Source organism: Syntrophaceae bacterium (assembly GCA_013177825.1).
GTDB lineage: Bacteria > Desulfobacterota > Syntrophia > Syntrophales > PHBD01 > PHBD01.
Genome location: JABLXX010000014.1, coordinates 15,837 through 40,166 on the forward strand (window position 1 = coordinate 15,837; position 24,330 = coordinate 40,166).

The 24,330-nt window shown below is 62.3% G+C and carries 20 protein-coding genes; 17 read left to right on the plus strand and 3 right to left on the minus strand.

Translation table 11 applies throughout. The features are described 5' to 3' along the window. Position 1 precedes the first annotated feature (1 nt). The 14 genes from dsrB (at position 2) to HPY65_18420 (ending at position 14,519) form a co-directional block, all read left to right on the plus strand. Positions 2-1,060, plus strand: coding sequence for a dissimilatory-type sulfite reductase subunit beta (dsrB, locus tag HPY65_18355; GenBank protein ID NPU86443.1), 1,059 nt, complete (start codon positions 2-4; stop codon positions 1,058-1,060). A gap of 2 nt (positions 1,061-1,062) precedes the next feature. Then, the gene (locus HPY65_18360; GenBank protein ID NPU86444.1) at positions 1,063-1,287 is read left to right on the plus strand and encodes a dissimilatory sulfite reductase-asociated protein DsvD; all 225 of its coding nucleotides are present in this window, start codon (positions 1,063-1,065) and stop codon (positions 1,285-1,287) included. Positions 1,288-1,297: 10 nt separating this feature from the next. Then, complete coding sequence (cobB, locus tag HPY65_18365; protein NPU86445.1) at positions 1,298-2,755, plus strand: hydrogenobyrinic acid a,c-diamide synthase (glutamine-hydrolyzing); 1,458 nt, start codon at positions 1,298-1,300, stop codon at positions 2,753-2,755. A gap of 24 nt (positions 2,756-2,779) precedes the next feature. Beyond that, positions 2,780-3,100: a TusE/DsrC/DsvC family sulfur relay protein gene (locus HPY65_18370; protein NPU86446.1), complete on the plus strand. Its 321-nt coding sequence runs from the start codon at positions 2,780-2,782 to the stop codon at positions 3,098-3,100. Positions 3,101-3,358: 258 nt separating this feature from the next. Then, entirely contained in the window at positions 3,359-4,288 is a 930-nt protein-coding gene (locus tag HPY65_18375) for a hypothetical protein (GenBank protein ID NPU86447.1), read from the plus strand. Continuing rightward, the gene (locus HPY65_18380; GenBank protein ID NPU86448.1) at positions 4,285-5,898 is read left to right on the plus strand and encodes a (Fe-S)-binding protein; all 1,614 of its coding nucleotides are present in this window, start codon (positions 4,285-4,287) and stop codon (positions 5,896-5,898) included. Before HPY65_18375 ends, HPY65_18380 begins: the two co-directional genes overlap by 4 nt. Positions 5,899-5,919: 21 nt before the next feature. Further along, the gene (dsrM, locus tag HPY65_18385; GenBank protein ID NPU86449.1) at positions 5,920-6,909 is read left to right on the plus strand and encodes a sulfate reduction electron transfer complex DsrMKJOP subunit DsrM; all 990 of its coding nucleotides are present in this window, start codon (positions 5,920-5,922) and stop codon (positions 6,907-6,909) included. A 3-nt stretch (positions 6,910-6,912) separates the two neighbouring features. Then, a complete protein-coding gene (locus tag HPY65_18390; GenBank protein ID NPU86450.1) occupies positions 6,913-8,514 on the plus strand; it encodes a (Fe-S)-binding protein in 1,602 nt (533 codons plus the stop codon). After that, complete coding sequence (dsrJ, locus tag HPY65_18395; protein ID NPU86451.1) at positions 8,511-8,915, plus strand: sulfate reduction electron transfer complex DsrMKJOP subunit DsrJ; 405 nt, start codon at positions 8,511-8,513, stop codon at positions 8,913-8,915. The genes HPY65_18390 and dsrJ overlap by 4 nt, the downstream gene beginning before the upstream one ends. Beyond that, positions 8,912-9,703, plus strand: coding sequence for a 4Fe-4S dicluster domain-containing protein (locus HPY65_18400; GenBank protein ID NPU86452.1), 792 nt, complete (start codon positions 8,912-8,914; stop codon positions 9,701-9,703). Before dsrJ ends, HPY65_18400 begins: the two co-directional genes overlap by 4 nt. 7 nt (positions 9,704-9,710) lie before the next feature. After that, positions 9,711-10,904: a polysulfide reductase NrfD gene (gene nrfD / locus HPY65_18405; GenBank protein NPU86453.1), complete on the plus strand. Its 1,194-nt coding sequence runs from the start codon at positions 9,711-9,713 to the stop codon at positions 10,902-10,904. Beyond that, a complete protein-coding gene (locus tag HPY65_18410; protein NPU86454.1) occupies positions 10,901-12,154 on the plus strand; it encodes an acetate kinase in 1,254 nt (417 codons plus the stop codon). The genes nrfD and HPY65_18410 overlap by 4 nt, the downstream gene beginning before the upstream one ends. A gap of 31 nt (positions 12,155-12,185) precedes the next feature. Then, complete coding sequence (gene xsc / locus HPY65_18415) at positions 12,186-13,925, plus strand: sulfoacetaldehyde acetyltransferase (protein NPU86455.1); 1,740 nt, start codon at positions 12,186-12,188, stop codon at positions 13,923-13,925. A gap of 102 nt (positions 13,926-14,027) precedes the next feature. Next, positions 14,028-14,519, plus strand: coding sequence for an OsmC family protein (locus HPY65_18420; protein NPU86456.1), 492 nt, complete (start codon positions 14,028-14,030; stop codon positions 14,517-14,519). Positions 14,520-14,553: 34 nt separating this feature from the next. On the opposite strand, the gene HPY65_18425 is transcribed toward HPY65_18420, so the two are convergent. Further along, complete coding sequence (locus HPY65_18425) at positions 14,554-15,402, minus strand: 4Fe-4S dicluster domain-containing protein (GenBank protein NPU86457.1); 849 nt, start codon at positions 15,400-15,402, stop codon at positions 14,554-14,556. Between the two features lie 13 nt (positions 15,403-15,415). After that, complete coding sequence (locus tag HPY65_18430; GenBank protein NPU86458.1) at positions 15,416-16,252, minus strand: 4Fe-4S binding protein; 837 nt, start codon at positions 16,250-16,252, stop codon at positions 15,416-15,418. 502 nt (positions 16,253-16,754) lie between these two features. Here HPY65_18430 and HPY65_18435 point away from each other — a divergent pair. Continuing rightward, entirely contained in the window at positions 16,755-19,490 is a 2,736-nt protein-coding gene (locus tag HPY65_18435; protein NPU86459.1) for a PAS domain S-box protein, read from the plus strand. Between the two features lie 30 nt (positions 19,491-19,520). Here the strand turns inward: HPY65_18435 and HPY65_18440 are convergent, their stop codons facing one another. Then, on the minus strand, positions 19,521-22,673 hold the full coding sequence (locus HPY65_18440) for a sigma 54-interacting transcriptional regulator (GenBank protein NPU86460.1): 3,153 nt from the start codon (positions 22,671-22,673) through the stop codon (positions 19,521-19,523). A 234-nt stretch (positions 22,674-22,907) separates the two neighbouring features. On the opposite strand from HPY65_18440, the gene HPY65_18445 reads away from it, so the two are divergent. Both HPY65_18445 and HPY65_18450 read left to right on the plus strand, forming a co-directional pair. Then, on the plus strand, positions 22,908-24,131 hold the full coding sequence (locus tag HPY65_18445; protein ID NPU86461.1) for a thiolase family protein: 1,224 nt from the start codon (positions 22,908-22,910) through the stop codon (positions 24,129-24,131). A gap of 34 nt (positions 24,132-24,165) precedes the next feature. After that, positions 24,166-24,330: DNA-binding protein (locus HPY65_18450; GenBank protein NPU86462.1), on the plus strand; the 165-nt coding region annotated here is incomplete at its 3' end.

Consider the following 24,330-nt stretch of genomic DNA (forward strand, 5'->3'; position numbering starts at 1 on the left):
GATGGCTACCGATATCGGCCCCCCCGACTACAAAACCATGCTTCCTCCCGTCGTTCGGAGGAACTACGGGAAATGGCTGTACCACGAAATCCTGAAGCCCGGCGTTCTCATGCACGTCGGAGAATCAGGAGAGGCGCTCTACACGGTCCGCGCCGGTTCGCCGCGCCTTCTCTCGACGGACACCCTCCGGGAGATCTGTGAAATCGCCGACAGCTACTGCGACGGCTACCTGCGCTTCACAAGCCGCCACAACATCGAGTTCCTGGTATCCGACCAGACGAAGGTGGAACCGCTCCTCCTGGAGCTCAACCGCATGAATTATTCCGTCGGCGGGACGGGGCACTCCATCTCGAACATCGTTCACACCCAGGGCTGGGTTCACTGCCACACGCCGGCCACGGACGCCTCCGGTCCCGTCAAGGCACTGATGGACGAGATCCACGAGTACTTCGTCACCATGACGCTGCCCGCCCATGTCCGGATCGCCCTGGCGTGCTGCCTCAACATGTGCGGCGCCGTCCACTGCTCGGACATCGCCATCCTCGGGATTCACCGCACGGTTCCGAAGCCCGACAATTCCCGGGTCCCCAACGTCTGCGAAATCCCGACAACGGTCGCCTCCTGCCCTACCGGCGCCATCCGCGGGGACATGAAGAACAAGACCGTCACGATCAACAACGACAAGTGCATGTACTGCGGGAACTGTTACACCGTCTGCCCGGCCATGCCGATCGCCGATCCGGACAACGACGGCATCTCCATCTGGGTGGGCGGAAAGGTCTCCAACGCCCGAAGCGCTCCCATGTTTTCGAAGCTGGCGATTCCCTACCTCCCCAACAATCCGCCCCGCTGGCCGGAGGTCGTCGACGCGGTGAAGAACATCATCGAGGTATACGCGGCCGGCGCCCGCAAGCACGAGCGGGTCGGCGAGTGGATCGAGCGCATCGGCTGGGAGCGGTTTTTCAGCCTGACGGGCATCCCCTTCACGGATAAGCACATCGACGATTTTGACATGGCCACGGAGACGTTCCGGTCGTCGATGCAGTTCAAATGGAGGTAACCATGGCGGAAGATCTGAAAGAGCGGGTCGTGGAGGCGTTCCGCGAGAAATCCAGGGGCGACAAAAAGATGTTCTACATCCGGGACGTGACGAAGTGGTTTCCCAACGAGGACCGGCACGCCGTCCAGAACGCCGTGAAGGCCCTGATCGAAGAGGACGCCCTGAAGTACTGGTCGAGCGGTTCCACGACCTACATCGTCCTGGCGGAATTCTTTACGGAAGGGTGAGCATCCGGCCATGAAACCATCGATTCCGCGGCTGGTCATCGCCGCCCTCCGGGGAGGCGCCGGAAAAACGACACTCTCCGTGGGCGTCATCGCCGCCCTCTCGAAGCGGGGAGTCCGGGCCGTGCCCTTTAAAAAGGGACCGGACTACATCGATGCGGCATGGCTTTCCTTTGCCGCCGGCCGGCCCTGCCACAACCTCGATTCCTTTCTCATGGACCGGGAAACGATCCGGCGCTCCTTTTCCCGCCATGCCCTGGAAGGGGACCTGGCCTTCGTGGAGGGAAACCGGGGCCTCTACGACGGGATGGACGTCCGGGGCAGCCACAGCACGGCGGAACTGGCCAAGCTCCTGGACGCGCCCGTGGTCATGATCATGGACTGCAACAAGGTGACCCGCACGGCGGCGGCGATGATCCTGGGCTGCTCCATCCTCGATCCGGACGTGGACATCCGGGGCGTCATCCTGAACCGGGTGGCTGGGACTCGCCATGAAGACATCCTCCGGCGGACCATCGAGGAGACCTGCCGGCTGCCCGTCCTGGGGGCCGTCCCCCGGATGAAGGATTTTCCCTTTCCGGAGCGTCATCTCGGGCTGACGCCGCCCCAGGAGCACGAGCGCATCCTGCATGCCCTGGACAGGGCGGCGGACGTGGCGGGCCGGTACATCGACCTGGACGGCCTGCTGGCTGTGGCACGCCGGGCGTCGTCCGGGACCGCCTCGGTGGGTGCCCGAACCGTCCGGCATCGCAGAGATTGTTCCGTGACCATCGGCGTCGTCCGGGATTCGGCCTTCCAGTTCTACTATCCGGAGAACCTTGCGGCCCTGGCCGAGAGAGGAGCGAAGGTTATCGAGATCAGCCCGCTCCGGGATGACTCGCTGCCGGATATCGACCTGCTTTACATTGGCGGGGGTTTCCCCGAGACACATGCGGAGGCCCTGACGGAGAACGAAGGCTTCCGGGCCTCGCTCCGCGAGGCGGCCGACGCAGGACTCCCCGTTTACGCCGAATGTGGTGGCCTGATGTACCTGGGGGAGAGTCTGGTTCTCGGCGACCGGACGTACCCCATGACGGGCGCCCTGCCTGTTTCCTTTGCCATGACCGACAAGCCCCAGGGGCACGGGTACACGGTTCTGGAAGTCGTGGAGGAAAATCCCTTCTTCCGGGTGGGAAGCAACCTCAAGGGGCACGAGTTCCATCACTCCCGGATCCTTTCGATTGACCTTGAGCGGATCCGCTTTGCCTATCGTGTGAAGCGAGGCACCGGCGTCGACGGCCTGCGGGACGGCCTGTGCCGGAAGAACATCCTGGCAGGCTACACCCACCTGCATGCCTTGGGGACGAAGGAATGGGCAGTCGCACTGGTCGAGAGGGCGCGGGTGTGCCGCCAAGGCTGGAGCGATACGGTGCATTACAGAAAACCGATTGACAGCGTTCAGGAGATGCATCTCATCCCTGCACAGGAATAACAAAATCATTGGAGGTGACGGATCATGCCGACCATCGAACTGGCGGGCAAAACCTACGAAGTGGACGAAGACGGGTTCCTTCAGGAACTGGACAAGTGGAGTGAGGAGTTCGCCCAGGCGTATGCGGGCGCGGAAGATATCGAGGGGACGCTCACGGAAGAGCACTGGAAGCTCATCCATTACCTGCGGAACTACTTTCAGCAGTTCGGCATCGCCCCGATGATCCGCAAGATGTGCAAGGACAACGGGCTCGACGTGAAGAAGCTCTACGAGCTCTTCCCGACAGGGCCGGCGAAGGGGGCGTGTAAGTTGGCCGGGCTCTCGAAACCCACCGGCTGCGTGTAGCAGGCCCAGGCCGTTGAAAAGGGGCTGCCTGCTGCGTTGCCCTCATCCTGAGCCGCTCGACGTACGAAAAAGTACGACTCGCGGCTCCGGATTTCGGGCGCCTTGCATTCAACCCCTTTTGAACGGCCTTTGACCGGGGCCTCGCTTCTCAGGGCTTGCGCGCCTTGCCTGCGGGCTTTTTGCGAGGCCGTCGTCCCGGAGAGGGGCATCGGGGAATGAAGGCGGGCGTCGCTTTACGGTAGAAAGTAAGCGTGATCCATGGGTTACTACGTTTTATCCTACGTGTGCATGGCCATGTTCGTCCTGGCGTCGGTGCGACTGGTTTACCGGCAGTGGACCCTTCCCCTGCATGTCCGCTGGGAAATCTACCCGGTCCGGCACGAAACGACCGCCCGGGTGGCCTATGGCGGCTCCTACATGGAAGAGATCAACTGGTGGAGCCGTAAACGGGAGAGTTCCCTCGTCAACGAGCTCAAGTACATGGTGCCGGAGATCCTGTTCCTGAGGGGCTTGTGGAAGGCGAACAGAGGCCTCTGGCTGGCTTCCTTTCCCTTTCACTTCGGATTGTACCTGATGATTGCAACCTTCGGGGGGCTCACGCTCCATGCGGCGCTCTCCCTGTGGGGGGCGCCGGTATCCGCCGGGGGCGGCCTGCTGCGATCCCTGCTGGACGGGTTTGTCGTCGCGGCGGGGTGGCTGGGCCTGGTCCTGGGATCCCTGGGCGGGCTGGCGCTCATGACGAAGCGTCTGCTTGACCGGGAGTGGCGGGATTATTCCTCTCCGGCCGACTTTTTCAACCTCGGATTCGTTCTCGCCTTTTTCCTCTCCGCCCTGGCGGCCGCGCTGGTTGTGGATCCGTGGTTCACCGGCGCGAAAGGCTTCGTGTGCGGACTGCTGGCTGGCGGCGATGCGCCGCCCCGGACCGCGCTCGGGGCGCTCACCATCGTCCTGGGGTCGCTCCTGGTCGCCTGGATTCCGCTTACACACATGTCGCACATGTTCATGAAGTATTTTCTCTACCACCAGGTCAAGTGGGACGAGGCCCCGAACCGGCGCGGGGGAAGGATCGAAGCGGCCGTCAGGAAGAACCTGGATCTGAAGCCGACCTGGCAGGCGGCACACGTCAGGGCGGACGGATGCACGTCCTGGAAGGACATTGCGTCGTCCACCCCGGGTGAGACGAAATGAAGGCCGCCCGCAGACCCTCCGACCTGGCGGCGCGATCCGAGCGCCTCTGCCACATCGAGCCGGGAGACATGGTCCCGCTGCCTCCCCCGTACGAGGACTTCAACCGGGTGACCCTGCCGCTCCTGAAGCCGGAGAGGGTCAAGGGCATCGAGACCTCCCTCGACGACACGGTCGCCATCGGCATCCCCAGGCCGGCAAGCCGGGAAGAGGAGGATCTGCTGGTTCGCAAGTTTCTCTCCGGATTGAAGAAACTCTTCGAGAAGAAGAACAACTGGACGTTCCTGCAGCCCCTGCTCCTGTCCATGGAGCACTGCGCCCGTTGCCAGACCTGCGCCGACGCCTGTCCCGTGTACGAGATGAGCGGCAGGCAGGAAATCTACCGGCCCATCTTCCGGTCGGAGGTGCTGCGCCGGATCTACCGGAAGTACGTGAAACCCGGCGGCAGGATTGCGGCGAAGTGGAACGGCGACATCGACCTCAACTGGACGACCGTGGCCCGGCTTGCCGAGCTGTCGTACCGCTGCACCCTTTGCCGCCGCTGTGCCTCCGTCTGCCCGATCGGCGTCGATAACGGCCTCATCACGCACGAAATCCGCAAGCTGTTTTCGCAGGAGATGGGCATTGCCCCGAAGGAGCTCCACGAGAAGGGGACCGTTCAGCATCTCCGGGTCGGCTCCTCGACGGGGATGAACCCCCTGGCGGCCAAAGACAATGTCGAGTTCATCCAGGAGGAGATGGAGGAGATCGCCGGCTTCAAGGTCGAGATCCCCTGGGACAGGGAAGGGGCGGACATCCTCCTGATTCACAACGCCGGGGAAATGCTGGCCTGGCCGGAGAATGTCGGCGCCTTTGCCATCCTCTTCCAGGCGGCCGGACTCTCCTGGACTCTGTCGTCCGAGGCGGTGGGCTACGACGCCGTGAACTACGGGCTCTGGTACGACGACGTGCAGTTTTCCCGCGTTGCGGTGAAGCATGCCGATATCGCCCGGAGGTTGAACGTCCGGAAGATCGTCATGGGCGAGTGCGGCCACGCCCACAAGGCGCTGACCGTCACGGCCGACCGCCTGCTGACGGGCGATTTGAACGTTCCACGGGAGTCGGCCATGGTCACCCTGGCGGACATCGTCTCCAGCGGCCGGCTGTCCCTGAACCCCCGGAGGAATCCCTTTCCCGTGACCCTGCACGATCCCTGCAACATGGTGCGGTCCATGGGGATCGTCGAGCCCCAGAGGCGCATTCTCCGGGCCGTCGCCCCGCGCTTCCGGGAGATGACGCCCCACGGCGTGGACAATTACTGCTGCGGCGGCGGTTCGGGCTTTGCCATCATGTCGGGTTACAATTTCGCCGACTGGCGGAATCTGGTCAGCTCCCGCCGGAAGTTCCTCCAGATCCTGGATGCCTTCGCGGATGAGCCGCCGGAAGCGCCGAAATATGTCTGCGCCCCCTGCTCCAACTGCAAGGGCGCCATCCGGGACATGATCGGCTACTACCACGGGGAGGAGCGCAGCGGCCTTTATTACGGCGGGCTGGTGGAGCTGATTGTCAATGCCATGTCGGACATGAAGAAACCCATCATTCAGTTCGACGGGAAATCGTCGTGGGAATCATGAGCGCGTGAGGCGGAATTCAACGTGAACCTTATCGGATCGATCATCGCCATTTCCCTGTTGACGCTGCTGGCCCTGGGGATCAGCGCGAGCCGGGACCTGTCGGGCGTCCTGACCGCTGTCGTTCCGTACGTCGCCTTCGCCGTCTTTCTGTGCGGCTTCGTGTACCGCATCCTGAAATGGGGAAGCGCCCCCGTCCCCTTCCGCATTCCCACAACCTGCGGGCAGGCGGAATCCCTGCGCTGGATCCGGCGCGAACCGCTGGAAAATCCGGCGGGAGCCTGGAGCGCCGCCGGCAGGATGGCCCTGGAGGTGCTCCTGTTCCGGTCCCTATTCCGAAACACCCGCGTGGAGATTGCCGGCGGACGGCCCGTCTACGGCAGCGCCAAGTGGCTCTGGTTTTTCGCGCTCCTGTTTCACGGGTCCCTGCTGGTTATCGTCCTCCGGCACCTGCGCTTCTTCGTCGAACCGATCGTGCCCTGGGTCGACGCCCTGTCGGCATTGGACGGCTTCTTCGAGACGGGCGCCCCGACCCTCTACCTGAGCGATGCCGGTCTTCTCCTGGCGCTGGCGTTCCTTTTCCTGCGCCGGGTGGTGGTCGCGCGGCTGCGATACCTGTCCCTGTTCACGGATTATTTCGCCCTGCTCCTGATCGCGGGCGTGGCGGTTACGGGCCTGGCGATGCGGCACGTCTTCCCCGCCGACCTCAACGCGGTGAAGACCCTCACCCTGGGGTGGGCGACCCTTTCGCCGGCGGCCGCCGGGGAGACGGGCATCCTGTTTTCCATGCACCTCTGCTTCGTCTTCACCCTCATGGCCTGGTTCCCCGTCAGCAAGCTCATGCACGCGGGAGGCGTGTTTCTCAGCCCAACCCGCGGCCAGGCCAACGACAGCCGGAGGCGAAGGCACGTCAATCCCTGGAACGCCCCCGTGAAGGTTCACACCTACGAGGAATACGAGGACGAATTCCGGGACAAGATGAAGGCGGCGGGCCTTCCCCTGGAAAAGGAGTAGCCTGTGTCGTCCCTGAAGATCCCCAAACCGGACGAGCTGATCAAAATCCAATACCGGCCGCCGAAGACCGCCTGGCAGGACACCCCCGTCGAGTTCCGTCCGGGCACCTGGAGCTATGCCGGCGCGGCGAAGAACCTGACCGCCCTGGGCCTCCCAAATCCGAGGGCCTGGCAGCCCGCCGACCTCGACTGGAAACTGCCCCCGGACTGGCGGGAGATCATCCTGGAAGGCATGAAGGAGCGTCTCGAAAAGTACCGTTCCTTCCGGCTTTTCATGGACCTCTGCGTCCGCTGCGGCGCCTGCGCCGACAAGTGCCATTTCTACATCGGCACCGGCGATCCGAAGAACATGCCCGTCCTCCGGGCCGAGCTCCTGCGGTCGGTCTACCGCCGCTACTTCACCGAGTCGGGGAAGCGGTTCGGCAGGCTGGTGGGCGCCCGGGACCTGACGGTCGATGTCCTGAAGGAGTGGTTCTACTACTTCTACCAGTGCACGGAGTGCCGCCGCTGTTCCGTCTTCTGTCCTTACGGCATCGACCAGGCGGAGATCACCATGATGGGGCGCGAGCTGCTCGATCTCGTGGGCTGCAACATCAACTGGGTCGTCGAGCCGGCGGCCAACTGCTTCCGGACCGGAAACCACCTGGGCATCCAGCCCGGCGGCATCAAGGACATGCTCGAATTTCTCGCCGACGATATCGAGGACCGCACGGGGGTCCGCGTGGATATCCCCCTAAACCGGAAAGGCGCCGAGATCCTCTTTGTCGCCCCATCGGGCGATTATTTTGCCGATCCGGGAACCTACACCTGCATGGGCTACCTGATGCTGTTCCACGAGATCGGGCTCGATTACACCATGAGCACCTACGCCTCCGAGGGGGGCAATTTCGGTCTCTTCCACTCCCACGAAATGGTGAAGCGCCTGAACGCGAAAATCTATGCCGAGGCGAAGCGGCTGGGCGTCAAGTGGATCATCGGCGGCGAGTGCGGCCACATGTGGCGCGTCGTTAACCAGTACATGGACACGATGAACGGTCCCGCCGACTTCCTGGAAATGCCCGTTTCTCCAATCACCGGCACCCGCTTTGAAAACGCCCGCGCCACGAAGATGGTCCACATCGCGGAGTTCACGGCCGACCTCATCGGAAACGGAAAGCTCCGGCTGGATCCGCGGCGCAACGATCACCTCCGGGTCACCTTTCACGACTCCTGCAATCCCGCCCGGGCCATGGGGATCCTGGAAGAGCCGCGCCACATCATCCGCAGCGCCTGCAATGTCTTCCGGGAGATGGCCGAGGACACCATCCGGGAAAAGACCCTGTGCTGCGGCGCCGGGGCCGGACTGGGAAACGAGGAGAACTTCGAGATGCGGATGCGGGGCGGAATGCCCAGGGCCATGGCCGTTCGGGACGTGGTGGAAAAATTCGGCGTGAACCGTCTGGCCTGCATGTGCGCCATCGACCGGGTCACCCTGACCTCGCTCATGGAGTACTGGGTGCCGCAGGTGAGCGTCATGGGCGTTCACGAACTCCTGGCCAATGCCCTGGTCATGAAAGGTGAGAAGGAGCGGACCACGGACCTGCGCGGAGACCCCTTGAGCCTATGAGACTCCATGGCAAGGCAATCATGTCAGCCGGAATTGCGGCCTTTGTTCTCCTGGTCACCTTTCCCCTCTGGTACGGCGGGGCGGGGAAGCCCTCTCCCCCGGATCTCCGCCTGGATACGCCGGCGATTCAAGAGCTTGGGGAAAAGCGCTGCGTGGAGGATACGGCCGTCATGCGCAGCCGCCATGTGCAGCTTCTGACCGCCTGGCGCGACGAAGCGGTCCGGAAAGGGAACCGCACATACACTGCGGCGGACGGGCGCCGTTTCGAGGCCAGCCTGTCCCGAACCTGTCTCCGGTGCCACAGCAACAAGGAGCAGTTTTGCGACCAATGCCATGATTATGCGGGCGCAAAGCCCGACTGCTTCCGCTGCCACGTGGCTCCCGGCGAGGTGGGAAAATGAGATCGAATCGCAGAGAATTCCTGAAAATTGCGGGAGTTTCCGCCCTCACGCTGCTGGTGCCGGCCGTCCTCCCCCCGGTCCGGGCCGCGGGCAATCCCTCCGCTCCGGTCGCCGCCGCGCGGCAGGCATCGTCTCCCCTGCAGCCCCTGACGGCCGGGCGCTGGGCCCTGGCGGTGGACCTGTCGAAATGCAGCGCCGACTGCACGGACTGCACCACCGCCTGCCACCAGGTTCACAATGTCCCCGCATTGGGCAACCCTGGGCACGAGGTAAAATGGATCTGGCGGGAGCCGTTCCCCGCCGTTTTCCCCGGCGAGACGCATGCCTGGACCGGGGAATCCCTCCGCCGGATGCGCCCGCCCGTCCTGTGCAATCACTGCGCAAATCCGCCCTGCGTTCGGGTATGCCCCACCGGCGCCACGTTCCAGCGGCCCGACGGGATCGTCATGATGGACTACCACCGCTGCATCGGCTGCAAGATCTGCCTGGCCGCCTGCCCCTACGGGGCGCGGAGCATCAACTTCCGGGATCCGCGGCCCTTCGTTCAGAAACTCAATCCCGATTATCCCACCCGGACCAAAGGGGTGATCGAAAAATGCAATTTCTGCGAGGAGCGCCTGGCCAGGGGGCTCGAACCTGCCTGCGTCGAGGCCTGCCGCCAAAAGGCCCTGGTCTTCGGCGACGTGGAGGATCCCCGCTCGGAGATCCGCCTGCTCCTCGAAAAGCGCGTTGCCCTGCGGCGCCGGGCGAGCCTGGGTACGCTGCCGCAGGTTTATTACCTTCTGTGAGGAAGCGATGCTGGAGAAAGCCCTGACAGGCGGTCCCGGATACCGGGCATGGATGGCCTTCCTGCTGGCCGTATTCGCGACGGGCCTGTTTTTCTACCTGCGTCAGCTGGAACTCGGGCTGGGCGTCACGGGAATGAGCCGCGACGTGTCCTGGGGGCTCTACATCGCCCAGTTCACGTTCCTGGTGGGCATCGCCGCGTCGGCCGTCATGCTGGTCCTGCCCTATTACCTGCACGACTACCAGGCCTTCGGAAAGATCACCGTGCTGGGCGAGTTCCTGGCCGTCGCATCCGTCATCATGTGCGGGCTCTTCATTTTCGTCAACCTGGGGCAATCTCCCCGGGTTCTCTTCGTCATCCTGCACGCCCAGCCGAAATCGGTCCTCTTCTGGGACATGTTCGTCCTGAACGTTTACCTCGTTCTGAATATCATCACCGGGTGGACGGTCCTGGGCTGTGACCGGAAGGGCGTTCCCCCGCCCCGGTGGGTCAGGCCGCTGATCTATCTCTCCATTCCTTGGGCGATCAGCATCCACACCATGACGGCCTTCATCTACGCCGGTCTTCCCGGCCGGAGCTTCTGGCTGACGGCGCTCATGGCCCCGCGGTTTCTCGCCGCCGCCTTCGCCTCCGGCCCGGCGCTCCTGATCCTGATCTGCCTGGTCCTGAAGAAGTGGGCGGACTTCGATGCCGGGGAGAAGGCGATCCAGGCACTGGCCAGGATCGTCGCCTACGCCCTGGCCGTGAGTATTTTTTTCGTGCTGGTGGAGCTGTTCACCGTCTTCTATAGCGGCATTCCGGAGCACCAGGAGCACTTCCGCTATCTTTACGCCGGGATCGACGGGCACGGCAACCTGGTCCCCTGGATGTGGATGTCGGCCGTCCTGGCCGTGGGCGCGCTGGCGGCGCTGATCCATCCTCGCGCGCGGAAGAACGAACGCGTCCTGGCGGCGGCCTGTGCAGCCGTTTTTGCCGCCTTCTGGATCGAAAAGGGACTGGGGCTGGTCGTGACGGGCTTCGTCCCCTCGCCGCTCGGGTCCGTGACCGAATACGCGCCGACGGGGCCTGAGATCGCCGTCGCGCTCGGCGTCTGGGCCGCCGGATTCCTGGTCCTGAGCGTGCTGTACCGGGTTTTTGTCGCGGTTCGCCGGGAGGCCGGGTCCGTTGAACCGTCCGCTGAAGGTTTAAGGAACGGCCCATGAAGATCCTCGTCCTCAACTGCGGCAGCTCCTCCATCAAGTACAAGCTCTTCGACATGCCCGGGGAGCGGGTTCTCGCCCGCGGGCAGGCCGAGCGCGTGGGACGGGCCGATTCGGTCATCCGCCATGAAGTGGCGGGAAGGGATCCCTTCACGCGGGAACAGAGCCTGTCGGGTCACCGCGAGGCGGTCGATGTGCTGCTGAAGCATCTGATCGCGCCGGAAGGCGGCGTGCTGGCGGGCATTCGCGACATCGCCGGCGTGGGGCACCGCTTCGTTCACGGGGGGGAGTTCTTCCGCTCCTCCGTAGCGATCGATCCCGGGGTCCGGGAGACCCTGGAGGCCTGCCGGAACCTGGCGCCCCTCCACAATCCCCACAACCTGACGGGCATCGACGCCTGCATGGAGCTCATTCCCCATGCGCCGCAGGCGGCCGTCTTCGACACGGCCTTTCACCAGACCATACCGGACTATGCTTTCACCTGCGCCATTCCCTACCGGTTCTACGAGGAGAACCGCATCCGGAAATACGGATTTCACGGAACCTCCCACCGCTACGTCTCCTCCCGGGCGTCGGAGATTGTCGGAAAGGGGAGGGAAGGGCTGCGGATCGTCACCTGCCATCTCGGTAACGGGTCCAGCCTCTGTGCCGTCCGCGACGGGAAGTCGTGCGACACGACCATGGGGTTTACACCCCTGTCGGGCGTCGTCATGGGAACACGGTGCGGAGACATGGACCCGGCCTTGCCGGCCCATCTTGTCGAAACCCTGAATATCCCCCTGGCGGAGGTGATGTCGATCCTGAACCACGAAAGCGGCGTTCTCGGCATCTCCGGCCTTTCACCCGATTTCCGGGACCTGGAATCGGCGGCTGACGGGGGGCATGCCCGGGCCCGGCTGGCTCTCACGGTCTACGCCTACAGCGTCGCCCGCGGGGTCGCCTCCCTAGTCCCGGCCATCGGCGGCCTCGACGCCCTTGTCTTTACGGCGGGCATCGGGGAGAATTCCCCGAGGATGCGAGAGCGGATCTGCGCGTATCTTGAGTGGCTGGGCGTGGCGCTGGATGCGGAAAAGAACGAGCGGGGCGTTTCGGAGGCCGACGTGTCCCGGTCCGGGTCCCCGGTCCGGATTCTCGTCATCCCCACGGACGAGGAGCGGCTGATCGCCCGGGATACCGTGTCGGTCCTCGGGTTGGGCGAGGAAGCTCAGATTGGGAAACGGCAGCGGCTGCCCATGGAAGCCGTTGAAAAATAGAAACAAAACCACGCGAAACGGAGGTTTGGCGATGAAAAAGGTAAAAATGACACCCAGCGAGGCGATCGTCGAGACGCTGCTGGCGGAAGGGGTGGACCACGTCTGCGGGATCGTGGGATCGGCCTTCATGGACATGCTGGATCTTTTCCCGTCGGCGGGGATCCGGTTCATCCCCGTCCGGCACGAACAGAGCGCGGGCCACATGGAAGACGCCTATGCGCGGATCACCGGCCGGGCCGGGGTCATCACCGGGCAGAACGGGCCCGGCATCACGAACATGGTGACGTCCGTGGCCGCGGCCAACATGGGCCACACGCCCCTGATCGTCATCTCCCCCTCGGCGGGGACGCCGACAATCGGCTGGGACGGCTTCCAGGAGTGCGACCAGGTGTCGGTCTTCAAGGCCATCACCAAGGCGACGGTCCGGGTGCCCCATCCGAAACGGGCGGCGGACTGCCTGCGGACGGCCTTCCGGATCGCCTACGCCGAGCGGGGTGCCGTGCTGTACGACATCCCCCGGGACTACTTCTACGGCGAGATCGAGGAGACCATCCTCAAGCCTTCCCAGTACCGCGTGGACGCCCGGGGATGCGGCTCCATGGAGAGCCTCGACCGGGCGGCGGCGCTCCTTGCCAAAGCGAAGAACCCCGTCATCGTCTCCGGCCGGGGGGTCGTCGACGCCGACGCCCTGGACGTCATCAAGGAAATCGCCGAGCACCTGACGGCGCCCGTGGCGGTCACCTACCTCCACAACGATGCCTTCTACGGCAATCACCCGCTCTCCGTCGGCCCAATCGGCTACATGGGATCGAAGGCGGCCATGAAGATCCTCTCGAAGGCGGACGTGGTCCTCGCCGTGGGGACGCGGCTCTCCGTGTTCGGCACGCTGCCCCAGTACGACATCAACTACTTCCCCGACAAGGCGAAGATCATCCAGATCGACATCAACCCCAAGCATATCGCCCGCACCCATCCCATCGAGGTGGGCATCATCGGGGACGCCCGGGAGGCAACCGTCGAAATCCTGAAGCGCCTCAAGGGCACTGACAAAAACCGCAAGCCGGACTCGCGCCGCCTCGCCGCCGTGAAGAAGGAGAGGGACGCCTGGGAGAAGGAGATCGTAAAGGCCGCCATGGTCAAGGGGAATCCCGTCAACCCCCGGCGTGTCCTCCTGGAGATCTCGCGGGCCCTGCCGGACGACGCCATCGTCGCGACGGACATCGGGAACGTCTCCTCCACGGCGAACAGCTACCTGAAGTTCAACGGCGGCCGCCGGCACATCGCGGCCCTCACCTTCGGGAACACGGGATTCGCCTATCCCGCCGCCCTGGGGGCGCAGCTGGCCCGTCCGAAGTCGCCGGTCATCGCCATTGTCGGCGACGGCGCCTGGGGGATGAGCCTCCACGAGGTCAGCACGGCCGTCGAGCACAACCTCCCCGTCGTGGCCTGCGTGTTCCGGAACATGTGGTGGGGCGCCGAGGCGAAGAACCAGATCGACTTCTACAACAACCGCTTCTGCGGCGTGGACATCCCCAACCCGGAGAGCTTCGTCCCCGTGGCGAAGGCCATGGGCGCCGAGGGCATCCGCGTGGACCGGGTCGAGGACATCCGGGACGCCTTCGAGACGTGCATCAAAAGCCGGAAGCCCACCGTCCTGGAGTTTGTCGTGGACGGCACGCAGCTGGCGCCGCCGTTCCGGAAGGACGCCCTGGCCCTGCCGACGCGATTCCTCAAGAAGTACGATCACCTGGACTACCGGAACTGGGATTGATGCCCCGCTTCGGCCTGCTATCGAACAGGGAAGCCACGCGCCCCGCCGGCGCGGGGCTTCCCGTTCGGGATCCCGGCACCGGCATCGGAAAGGGTTTGATCCATGGAAGAACAGCAGAATAACGATGTGAAGGCGCCCCTGGAGGGATACAAGAATTTTGCCCCGCCGCCCGTAAAAACGTCCCTGGTCTGGAACAGGGAGCTCCAGTTCACCGGTTCGACACCCCAGGGATACGATATCGAGTTCGACTCCGACGGCCAGTGGGGCTGCAAGCCGACGGAGGCACTGCTCCTGAGCCTGGCCGGGTGCATGGCCATCGACGTCGTCATGATCCTGAAGAAGATGCGGGTGCGCCTTGCGGGGTTCCGGATGGAACTGACGGCGGAGAGGAACCCCACCCCGCCGCAGTATTTCCGGGCCGTGGCGATGGTACTCCATATCGCCGGCCGGGACATCGATCCCCGCAAGGTCGACCGGGCCGTCGCCCTGTCGCATTCCACCTATTGCTCCGTTTACAATTCCCTCCGGAAGGACATGACCGTCACGGTCCGCACCGTGATCGAGGACCGGGACGTCGAGGGCGAAGCTCCCTGAAGATCTGGAGCCGGCCTGCGAAACGCCCCTTTTTTCATTCCGTTGCAACCCCGGGATTCCGGAGTGGCAGCTCGGAGACCCCTCGAATCCAGCGGACCAGGTTCCCGTAGAGAACCTCCTCGTTCGCAAGCGTGAGCGCGGCGGCTCCGTTCGGGCACACCTCGACGCAGCGGCCGCAGCCGGCGCAGGCGCCGCCGATTTCCGCCTTGCCGTCACGGAGACGGATGTCCGCCAGGAAGCATTTCTCGACGCACTCCCCGCACCCCAGGCACAGATCCCGATCGATGGAAACCGAGAGCCCCGGAAGCCGCTGGTAGGCGCCGGCCAGCGTGGGTCCCCGGTGCTTCATGTGTGTCCGGTACAGGCAATGTGTGTCGTCGCACAGGCAGATGAAGATGAGGTCGCGGAAGCGCGTGCCAAAGGCGACCGGGTCGATCCAGACGTGGGCGATGTTGGCGATCAATCCCGCCCGGGCGGCGCGGTCCACGTGCCGCTTCGCTTCTTCGGTCGAGGTCGTCCTTCCGTGGCTTGGATGGATCCGGCGGATCGCGGGCCCCAGGGCGATGCACCCGATGGTCCGCGGAGGCGAGTCCGCCTGGTAATGGGCGCGGCAGATGCACTCGTCCAGGATGAAGATATCGTCCACGTCCTCCAGAAGCCTGTCCACGATGCGGCGCGGTAGAACGACGCTGCCCGGAGCCTCCACGGCCGCATGGATGGGGATGGTCGTAATTTCGTTATAAGGCCGCATGAAAAACGGCCGGATCAGCCATTTGAGAACGGGGACGTTGCTGAGGCGCTTCCCCGCGGTGATGACCGGCCACAGAAGATCCGTCGACATTTTGACCCAGGCCTTGCCCGGGCCGTGATGGATTAACTGCATCTTTCCCTCTCCTTCAGGAACCCGGCTCTCCGAAGTCGACCCGCTGCCGGACCCGTCCCCTCAATTCCTCGACGGCGGCCTCGACGCTGTCCAGGACCATTGTCACGGCGCCACTCGGACAGACCGTCTGGCATTTGCCGCATCCTTTGCATCGGTTTTCATCACGCGTGACGGCATCTCCCTGAAGGCAGAGCGCCTTCATGAAGCAGGCTTCGACGCACGCTCCGCACCGGGTGCAGAGGTCCGGATCCAAGTGCAGGGAGAGCCCCTTGAGACGGACGATGGAATCCGCCGCGGCCGGCGGGAAAAAGCGGGCCGAGTTGAGCACGGTGCAGCAGCAGGTACAGCAGAAGCAGACCGTGAGCAGCCTCCCGGTGTTCGGCGACCCGTAGAAGTAGTGGTCCACGCGCACCCGGCCCATCATGGGAATGAGCCCCCGCGAGAGCTGGCGGTCCATCAGGGCGATGGCCTCTTCCACCGTCAGATGGTCGGCGATGCGGGGATCCAGATGCCGGGTGTCGTCGCCCATCTGCAGGCAGGCCTCCGTGTACGGGAAGTGTCGGCATTGCCTCAATTCCCGGCATGTGCACCGCTTGATCATGACTCGATGGGGGGATCGCCGGATGAACTCCTCGATGACGAGCCTCGGGATTACGACGCTTTCAGCCCCTCTGATTCCCTCATTCACGGGAAGATAGCTGACGTTGAAATTCCTGCCCGAAAACAGCGGGACGAAGGTCAGGGAAAAGAGTTTCCCGACGAGCGGCAGGCGCGTCAGCTTGGGGGACAGGTAAGTCAGCGGCCAGAGATGCTTCAGGAGGGTCAGCGTCCATTCGGGCCTTTTCGACATGTTCCGGCTCCTTCCTTCCCGCGGACTGTGAAAGCGAAAATATTGATAATCGATTTTATCGCTCTTTGCAATGACCGGGAAAACGTCATTCGGAAGGCCCCCGGTCCCGCGCGCCCGGGATCAGGATGAAGAATCGCTCATCCTTGCCTTCCGCCGTCACGCCTGCCGGATCGGAAATGTCCCCACCATGTCAACGGATTGACGATTAACCCGAAGAATTCGGATGGTTGGCGATTCTTTGACGGCCGGGTTGGCCTCTGACACCGCAGACCTCCGAATTCTCAAACGCTCGCCAAATCAACAGGGACAAGGGTCTGGAAAGGCATCCTTTCGGAGCGAACGCGACGGGGGACCCACTTCACGGAGTATGCCTTTAAAGGCACAATCCTTGCAAAAATTAGCGTCGATCCATTGTTTTCAGGCGGAATGAAGTGCATCGCCCGGTTGATCGGTATCTTTTCTCTCGGAGGTAGAACACAGCTCCAGCAAGGAGAATCAAGGGATGGTCGTGAATCGAGTCATGTTGGGTATTCTGGAGAAGATCGCCGGCACGACAGACGCCATTGTCCTGATTTTTGACGATGCCGTGGAATTGGTCTGGATGAACGGCGCGTTCGAACGACGTCTCGGATACCGTCTCGACGATCTCAAAGGGCGTGCCCGCTGGCCTTTTCTGTCCATCGATCATGAAGAGCAGTTCACGTTCATCATCCACCAGGCCCTGCTTGGAAACCAGCCGGATTCATTCGATATCCCAATATCCCTTTCGGATGGCACACGGAGGAACGTCCGCTGGAACGCAATGCCCGTCATGTCTGAAGACGAACCACGCATAAACGCCGTTGTTGTCTTCGGGATGGAGGCCGGTGACTGCGAACAGACGAAATCGGATCTGGAAGCGGCGGAAGAGCGCTATCGGCTCCTCTTCGAAAATACGGGCATCGCCATGATGTTCATTACGGAGGATACGACCGTCGCCCTCGTCAACAAGGAGTTCGAGAAACTGACGGGGTATTCGAAAGCCGGAGTGGAAGGGAAACTGAGCTGGACGGATCTGATTGCCCATGAGGCGGACCTGGAGCGCATGAGGATGTTCCACCGTCTCCGCAGGATCGACCCGGATCTGGCACCGGGTGTCTACGATACGAAGATCAGAAACCGGGACGGCGAGCTGCGGGATGTCATGATCCGTGTGACCATGATTCCGGGGACGGCCTACAGCCTGGCCTCGCTCCTGGACATGACGGAAACGAGGCAGGCGGAGAGAGCGACCCGCGAGAGCGAACAGAAATACCGGGCTCTCGTGGAAAACATGCAGGACACGCTGTACCGATGCGATCTGAAGGGGCATCTGACGTTTCTCAGTCCCTCCGGGGCAAGCCTTCTGGATTATGATTCCCTGGAGGAACTGATCGGGAAAAACATTGCCACGGATCTGTACGAAAGTCCCGATGAAAGGGACCGATTATTACAGGAACTGCAAAAAAACGGCAGGGTGGTGAATTATGAAGTTACGCTGAAGAGGAGGGATGGCAGCCTCGTGACGGTTTCGACCAACAGTCATTTCTTCCACGACGAGGACGGAAACATCCTGGGTGTCGAGGGAATCTTCAGCAACATCACCCAACGGAAGCAGGCGGAAGAGAAGTCCCGCCAGTCGGAGGAGAAATTCTCGACCGTCTTCATGACGGCGCCGGACTGCATTGCCATCACGAGGATGCGGGACGGGCGAATCATCGACGTGAACCTCGGCTTTGAAGAGATAACAGGATGGAAGCGGAGCGAAGCCATTGGAAGAACCTCGCTCGACATCCGTTTCTGGGCCGATCCGGCGGCGCGGGAATTCATGGTGGAAGAGCTGAAAGCGGGCCGGGACGTCGTGCAGCGGGAATTCCACTTCGGGCGCAAAGACGGATCCGTGCGAAACGGTATCTATTCCGCCCGTCCCATCAACCTGTCGGGTGAATCCTGCCTGATCTTCGTTCTGCAGGATATTACCCATTGGAGAACCCTGGAAGAGGAGCGCCGGAAGCTGGAGAAGCAGTTGTTCCAGGCGCAGAAAATGGATGCCATCGGCCAGCTGGCCGGCGGGGTGGCGCATGACTTCAACAACATCCTCATGGGGATCCAGGGGAACATATCCCTGCTGCAGATGGAGCACGATCCCGCTCATCCCCATTGCCGGCGTCTGAGCCGCATCGAGGAGCACGTGAAACGGGGGGCGAATCTGACGAGGCAGCTCCTGGGGTTCGCAAGGGAGGGAAAGTACGAGGTCCGGACACTGTCGGTCAACGACCTGGTCCAAAAGAGCGCCCAGTTCTTCATCGAGACGAGGAGGGAGATCGAGGCCGATTTCTGGCTGCAGGAGGATGTGGATCCGGTGGAGGCGGACGCGGGGCAGATCGAGCAGGTGCTGCTCAATCTGTTCATCAACGCGGGACACGCCATGCCGCGGGGGGGGTATCTGCACATCCAGACAAGCAACATGGTCTTGCGGGAGGAGGACGCCCGGCTCCTGGAGACGAAGCCGGGGAACTACGTCCGGATATCCATATCGGACACGGGGGTGGGGATGGACCGGGAGACCCTGAAGCGGGTCTTCGAGCCTTTTTTCACAACGCGGGCGCAGGAAGGGGGAAGCGGCCTGGGGCTGGCTTCGGCATACGGGATCATCCGGAACCATGGCGGGCTGATCAATGCCTACAGCGAACCTGGGCGGGGCTCGACATTCAATATTTATCTCCCGTCTTCAGGGGAAAAGGCGGAGGAGAAGCGGCAGAGCCCGTCGGGGGAGCTTCTTGCCGGGAGCGGAGGCATTCTGCTGGTGGACGACGAGCCCATGATCCTGGAACCGGCTGCCCGGATGCTCGAGACGCTCGGCTACACCGTGTATCAGACGGCCTGCGGGCAGGATGCGGTATCGTTCTATTTCGAGAACAGGAACCGGGTCGACCTGGTCATCCTGGACATGATCCTGCCCGGGATCAGCGGTTCCCAGGTGCTGGAGATGCTCAAGGACATCAATCCCGAGGTCCGGGTGATTCTCTCCAGCGGTTACGGTCTACAGGGGGAAGTGCAGAAGGTCATGGAGGCGGGTTGCTGCGGTTTTATTCAGAAGCCTTATAATTATAGTGATTTATCAGTAATGATTCAAAAGGCCCTTGGCCCGCCTGCGGATCCGTTTGGGGGGGTGGACGGGAAATGGCCCGCCTGCGATTCCGGGACCGGTGCGGCCTGAGGCAGAGCCCGGGCCTCACACTCAAACGGGTTATGCCTGTACGGCCTCATCCAGGACCGTCTGGTGCCTGGCCACCTTGATGCCCAGCTTTTTCATGCGATACAGAAGGGTTGTTCGGTTCAGCCCCAGGCGCTCCGCAGCGCCTTCCGCCCCGCCGATCCGGCCGTTTGCTTCCTCCAGCGCTTTCAGGATGTGCGCTCTTTCCATATCCCGGAGCTTCACGTCCTGATTCCCCGCCGACGGCTTCACTTTTCTTCCTTCCAGCTCCGGGAAGCGGATGGTCGCGCCCCCCAGGATGACGGCCCGCTCGATCATGTTGGACAGTTCCCGGATGTTGCCGGGCCATGAATAGGACTGCAGTCTCTTCATCTCCGATTCCGCGATGCCCGAATATTCCTTGTTGGACTGGGAACCGTACAAGTTGAGGAAGTGAATGGCCAGGTGCGGGATGTCTTCGGTTCTTTCACGCAGGGGCGGAACGAAGATCGGGAAGACGTTCAGCCGGAAGAAGAGGTCCGCACGGAATCTTCCGTCCGCCACTTCCCGGTTCAGATCCTTGTTGGTGGCGGTGATGAGCCGGAAATCGGACCGCAGGGTTTTCGTTCCTCCGACCCGCTGAAACTCCTTTTCCTGAAGGATCCGGAGGAGCCGGCTCTGCGTGGAAAGAGGGAGTTCCGATACCTCGTCCAGAAATATGGTTCCCTGATTGGCCAGCTCGAAGCGGCCCTCCTTCATCTTCATCGCCCCGGTGAAGGCCCCTTTTTCATAGCCGAACAGTTCGCTGTCGATCAGGGTCTCCGGCAGGGCGGCGCAATTCACGCGGATGAACGGACCGTCTTTCCGGACGCTCTCGCGGTGAATCGCCCGGGCGACCAGTTCCTTGCCGACGCCCGTCTCACCATGGATCAGTACGGTCGACTGGGTGGGGGCGACCTTCCGGATCAGATTCTGCACGAGGCGGATCTCGTTGCTGATTCCGATAATCTCGCCGAAAGGACGAATTTCCTCGATCTCTTCCAGGTAGTAGAGGTTCTCCTGGATGAGCTTCCGGTTCAGCTGTGCGATTTCCTCGTAAGCCTGGGCGCGGTCGATGGAAACGGCGATCTGGGAGGCAAAGGCTGAAAGCAGCTTGATATTGTCCGGCCCGACGTCAAAGGAGAAAAAACGGCTGTCCTGGTACAGGACGCCGATGGTCTGTTTTCCAAGCCGGAGGGGGGCGATGATGACTCGACGGGAGTCCGAGAGGCCGTCCCCGCTGATTTCGTGCCTTACGATGTTCCCGTCGCCGGCGTCGGCAACGGTATGGATCGCCGCCATCATCTCCCGGAACGAATCTTCCTGCATTTCCTCCGGAAGCAGATTGCGCGAGGCGACCATGCGCAGATCGCAGAGATGCCGGTCGCGGATGAAGAGAGCCGCGCGCTCCGATCCCATCAGGCGGGAGATGGAGGTGATGATGTTGGTAAGGAGCCGTTCGATGTTCTCCTGCTTGGTCAGGGCCTCGCCCATCTCGACAATCAGGTTGAACAGGCGGAGATCCTTCTCCTGTTTCTCCCTGGGAACCAGATGCTTTACATCGGGAGGGAACGAGTCGGCGGCGATGGGCCTGAAAAAATCCCAGGCCATCTTGGCATAGCCTTCCGCCTGTTCGGGATCCTGGATCTGATCGTAGAGCCTGGCCAGTTCGATCCGTATTTTGGCCAGTTCGAAGGTGGCGCCCAACCGCTTGAGGGTCGTCTCCAGTTCGAGAAGCGATGCGATCTTTTCGGCAGGGGTCATCCGGTTCTCCGGCAACCCGAGCCGCAGGCGCCCGATGATCCCGTACATCAGGGGGTTCAGGTCGGCTTTTCGGATCTGTTTGAGGAAATCGAAGAAAGGCTGCAGCTCGATCGGGGAGACGCCCTTCCGGTGAAGGATGAAGGGGGTTTCGAAAATGGGGAAAAAATTGAGAATGTGGTACCAGCTCGATTTCTTGATTCTCCAGATCACGTTGAAATGCTCGCCCGCCTGACGGAAGTTGCCGTTCTGGCACTCTACGTCCGAAAGGCTGATTCCCGCCAGGACCTCCACCATGGGAATCTTTTCCTGCCTGGCCAGCTCAAGGGCCCTCACCAGGTATGCCTTGCTCTTGTCCCGTTGTCCGATTTCCAGTAGAATCATTCCCGCCGTAACCAGGCTGAACGACAGCAGGGGGAAGTTGGCGGTTTTCTGGCACTGGTTCTGGATGGCCTCCGTGATCCCGAGGCCGCGCTGCGGCATGCCGACTTCGGAATAGCAGAGGGCCAGGTTCAGCGCCGCCAGCATGAAAAAATCGTTGTTGTCCGCCGACTCCAGCTCGCCCAGCGATTCTTCGTATACTTCGATGGCCTTGCAGAACTGGCCCTTGATGAGATACACCAGTCCCTGAACCTTGAGTCCCCTCTTGTACAACGCTTCATCCTCGAGCTGCTGAATGATCTCCCATCCCCGGTTGAAGTGCTCAACAGCCTTCTCGTGCTGGAAATACATCCAGTGATTCTGCCCGATGAGGAGTTCCATGGAGGCGTGCGCCTTCCGGTCGCCCAGGCGCTGGGCGGTGCCGAGAGCGGCCAGGAGCAGGCGGGTAATCGTCTTCAAACTCGGATGGAAGAGAGAAAGGGAGGCCCGGCGTTCGACGGCCCGGATGAAGGTGCACCAGGCGTTGTCCGACAGGGTCCGGTCTTCCCGGCCGATGAACCGTTCCATGTAGGCCAGGATGGAATCGTACAGCTCGATCGCTGAGGATACCTTGTGTTTTTTCTCTTCGACGACGGCCGCCTTGAAGATGGAGTCGAGATCTTCCTCCTGAACGCCCGCCAACAGGCACTGGCGGGCGATCGTGAGAAGCGTTGCGTCGTCCGGGGCGACGTTTTTCATGAGAATGTAGATGGCGCTACGGTAACACCTCGAAAGTTCTTCCGGATTCATCGAATCCGTGATTTCCTGTCTCGGGAAATCGACAGACCAGGCATAGCATCCCGCTTCCCCGGATCTTTCAAGAATCCAGCCCTCCTTTTCCAGCGACCGGATGACGGACATCAGCTGTGATGGCGGAAAGACGGAAAACCAGTCCACACAGAACGAATCGGGGAAGGAAATGAAATTGCACAGAACGCGGATTTCTTCTTCCGTCAGACCCGTCAGATACGTTTTCCCGTTTGACATGGTAACGCTCCTTTCCACGAAACCGGAATAACACGGTGTCAGTCCTTCGCACAGCAAGGCCGTTCTGTCAACATCTGTCCAATAACTGACAGCAGTCAAGCCGATACGTTTTGACGTCCCGTTTTGCCTTCCTTGTAACACGATGAAATTATTCCTGTATATTTCATCCTAGTGCATGGCATGACTTTTGTTTGGTTTGCAGCGATAACCAATAAAGGATGATGAGGTACCTGCATGAAAAGGGAAAACGATGTCGTGATTGTCAGTGCCGTTCGAACGCCTTTCGGCCGGTTCGACGGCGTTCTGAAAACCGTGCTCAGCATGGACCTGGGGGTTCTGGCCCTGAAGGAGGCCGTCCGCCGCATCGGGCTCGATCCGGCCCAGGTGGACGAGGTGTATTACGGCACCTGCATCCCCGCCGAGTACGCGATCTACACGAATGTTCCGGCTCGGCAGATCACGCTCCTGGCCGGATTTCCGGAGAGCAACATCTCCCTGACCATCGACCGGGCCTGCTGCTCCTCCATGACGGCCATGCGCCTTGGCTACCGGGCCATCAAGTCCGGTGACGCCGAGATCGTCATCGCCTCGGGAGCCGAAAACATGGGGAACGTCCCCCTGATCGCCAGTGCAGCCAAAGCCCGCTGGGGAAGCCGCCTGGGGCACATCGAACTGGAAGACGTCCTCTTCGAACTCGGGTACGGCCGGAAGGGTTTTGCCCCCGTCGCCACGGATGCGGGCCATGTGGCCGTCGAGTACGGTGTCAGCAGGGAGATGCAGGATGAATGGGCCGTGGGGAGCCATCAGAAGTACTTCCGCGCCTTCAAGGAGGGCAAGTTCCAGGTGGGCGATGAGCTCATGCGGATCGAAATCCCCCAGAAGAAGGCCCCCATCGTTCTCGAAGCCGACGAGTCCCCCCGGGAGAGTCTCAGCCTCGAGAAGATGGCCTCCCTGAAAACGGTTTACGGCAGCCCGACGGTTACGGCCGGGAACGCTCCGGGGCTTAATTCGGGGGCCTCGGCGGTGGTTCTCATGAGCAGGAAAAAGGCGGATGCCCTGGGCTTGAAGGCCATGGCACGGATCGTCGCGTGCGAAAGCGGAGCGGGGACACCGAAGTACATGGCCTGCGTGCCCGCCCAGACCATCGACAAGATGTTTGCCAGGACCGGCGACACCATCGACGGGATGAACCTGATCGAGATCAACGAGGCCTTTGCGGCGGTCACCCTGGTATCCCTGAAAATGCTGGCCAAGGACGATCCGGCGAAATGGAAGGCCCTGATGGGCAGGGCGAACGTCAACGGCGGGGCCATCGCGATCGGTCATCCCGTCGGCGCCAGCGGCGCCCGGATCACCATGACCATGATGTATGAACTCATGCGCAGGGGTGGAGGCCGGGGCGTGGCGGCCATCTGCGGAGGTCTGTCCCAGGGAGAGGCGATCCTGATCGAAGTGTAAACACGGAAAGGAAGGACCATGATGGAGGAAAGCCATGTCTGAATGGATCAAGGAAGTGGAGCCGCTGACCCAGAAGGGTCAGATCTCGGTCCCGTACACGTGGTGGGCCGGGGAGACGGCGGGCCGTTTTCTCTCGTCGCTGCGGGACGAGCGGAAGATACTCGGGACCCGTTGCAGCGGGTGCGGGAAGGTGTACGTT

Coding starts and splice junctions, on each gene's coding strand:
- dsrB (NPU86443.1), top strand. CDS start 2: ATGGCTACCGATATCGGCCCCCCCGACTACAAAACCATGCTTCCTCCC.
- HPY65_18360 (NPU86444.1), top strand. CDS start 1,063: ATGGCGGAAGATCTGAAAGAGCGGGTCGTGGAGGCGTTCCGCGAGAAA.
- cobB (NPU86445.1), top strand. CDS start 1,298: ATGAAACCATCGATTCCGCGGCTGGTCATCGCCGCCCTCCGGGGAGGC.
- HPY65_18370 (NPU86446.1), top strand. CDS start 2,780: ATGCCGACCATCGAACTGGCGGGCAAAACCTACGAAGTGGACGAAGAC.
- HPY65_18375 (NPU86447.1), top strand. CDS start 3,359: ATGGGTTACTACGTTTTATCCTACGTGTGCATGGCCATGTTCGTCCTG.
- HPY65_18380 (NPU86448.1), top strand. CDS start 4,285: ATGAAGGCCGCCCGCAGACCCTCCGACCTGGCGGCGCGATCCGAGCGC.
- dsrJ (NPU86451.1), top strand. CDS start 8,511: ATGAGACTCCATGGCAAGGCAATCATGTCAGCCGGAATTGCGGCCTTT.
- HPY65_18400 (NPU86452.1), top strand. CDS start 8,912: ATGAGATCGAATCGCAGAGAATTCCTGAAAATTGCGGGAGTTTCCGCC.
- nrfD (NPU86453.1), top strand. CDS start 9,711: ATGCTGGAGAAAGCCCTGACAGGCGGTCCCGGATACCGGGCATGGATG.
- HPY65_18410 (NPU86454.1), top strand. CDS start 10,901: ATGAAGATCCTCGTCCTCAACTGCGGCAGCTCCTCCATCAAGTACAAG.
- xsc (NPU86455.1), top strand. CDS start 12,186: ATGAAAAAGGTAAAAATGACACCCAGCGAGGCGATCGTCGAGACGCTG.
- HPY65_18420 (NPU86456.1), top strand. CDS start 14,028: ATGGAAGAACAGCAGAATAACGATGTGAAGGCGCCCCTGGAGGGATAC.
- HPY65_18425 (NPU86457.1), bottom strand. CDS start 15,402: ATGCAGTTAATCCATCACGGCCCGGGCAAGGCCTGGGTCAAAATGTCG.
- HPY65_18430 (NPU86458.1), bottom strand. CDS start 16,252: ATGTCGAAAAGGCCCGAATGGACGCTGACCCTCCTGAAGCATCTCTGG.
- HPY65_18435 (NPU86459.1), top strand. CDS start 16,755: ATGGTCGTGAATCGAGTCATGTTGGGTATTCTGGAGAAGATCGCCGGC.
- HPY65_18440 (NPU86460.1), bottom strand. CDS start 22,673: ATGTCAAACGGGAAAACGTATCTGACGGGTCTGACGGAAGAAGAAATC.
- HPY65_18445 (NPU86461.1), top strand. CDS start 22,908: ATGAAAAGGGAAAACGATGTCGTGATTGTCAGTGCCGTTCGAACGCCT.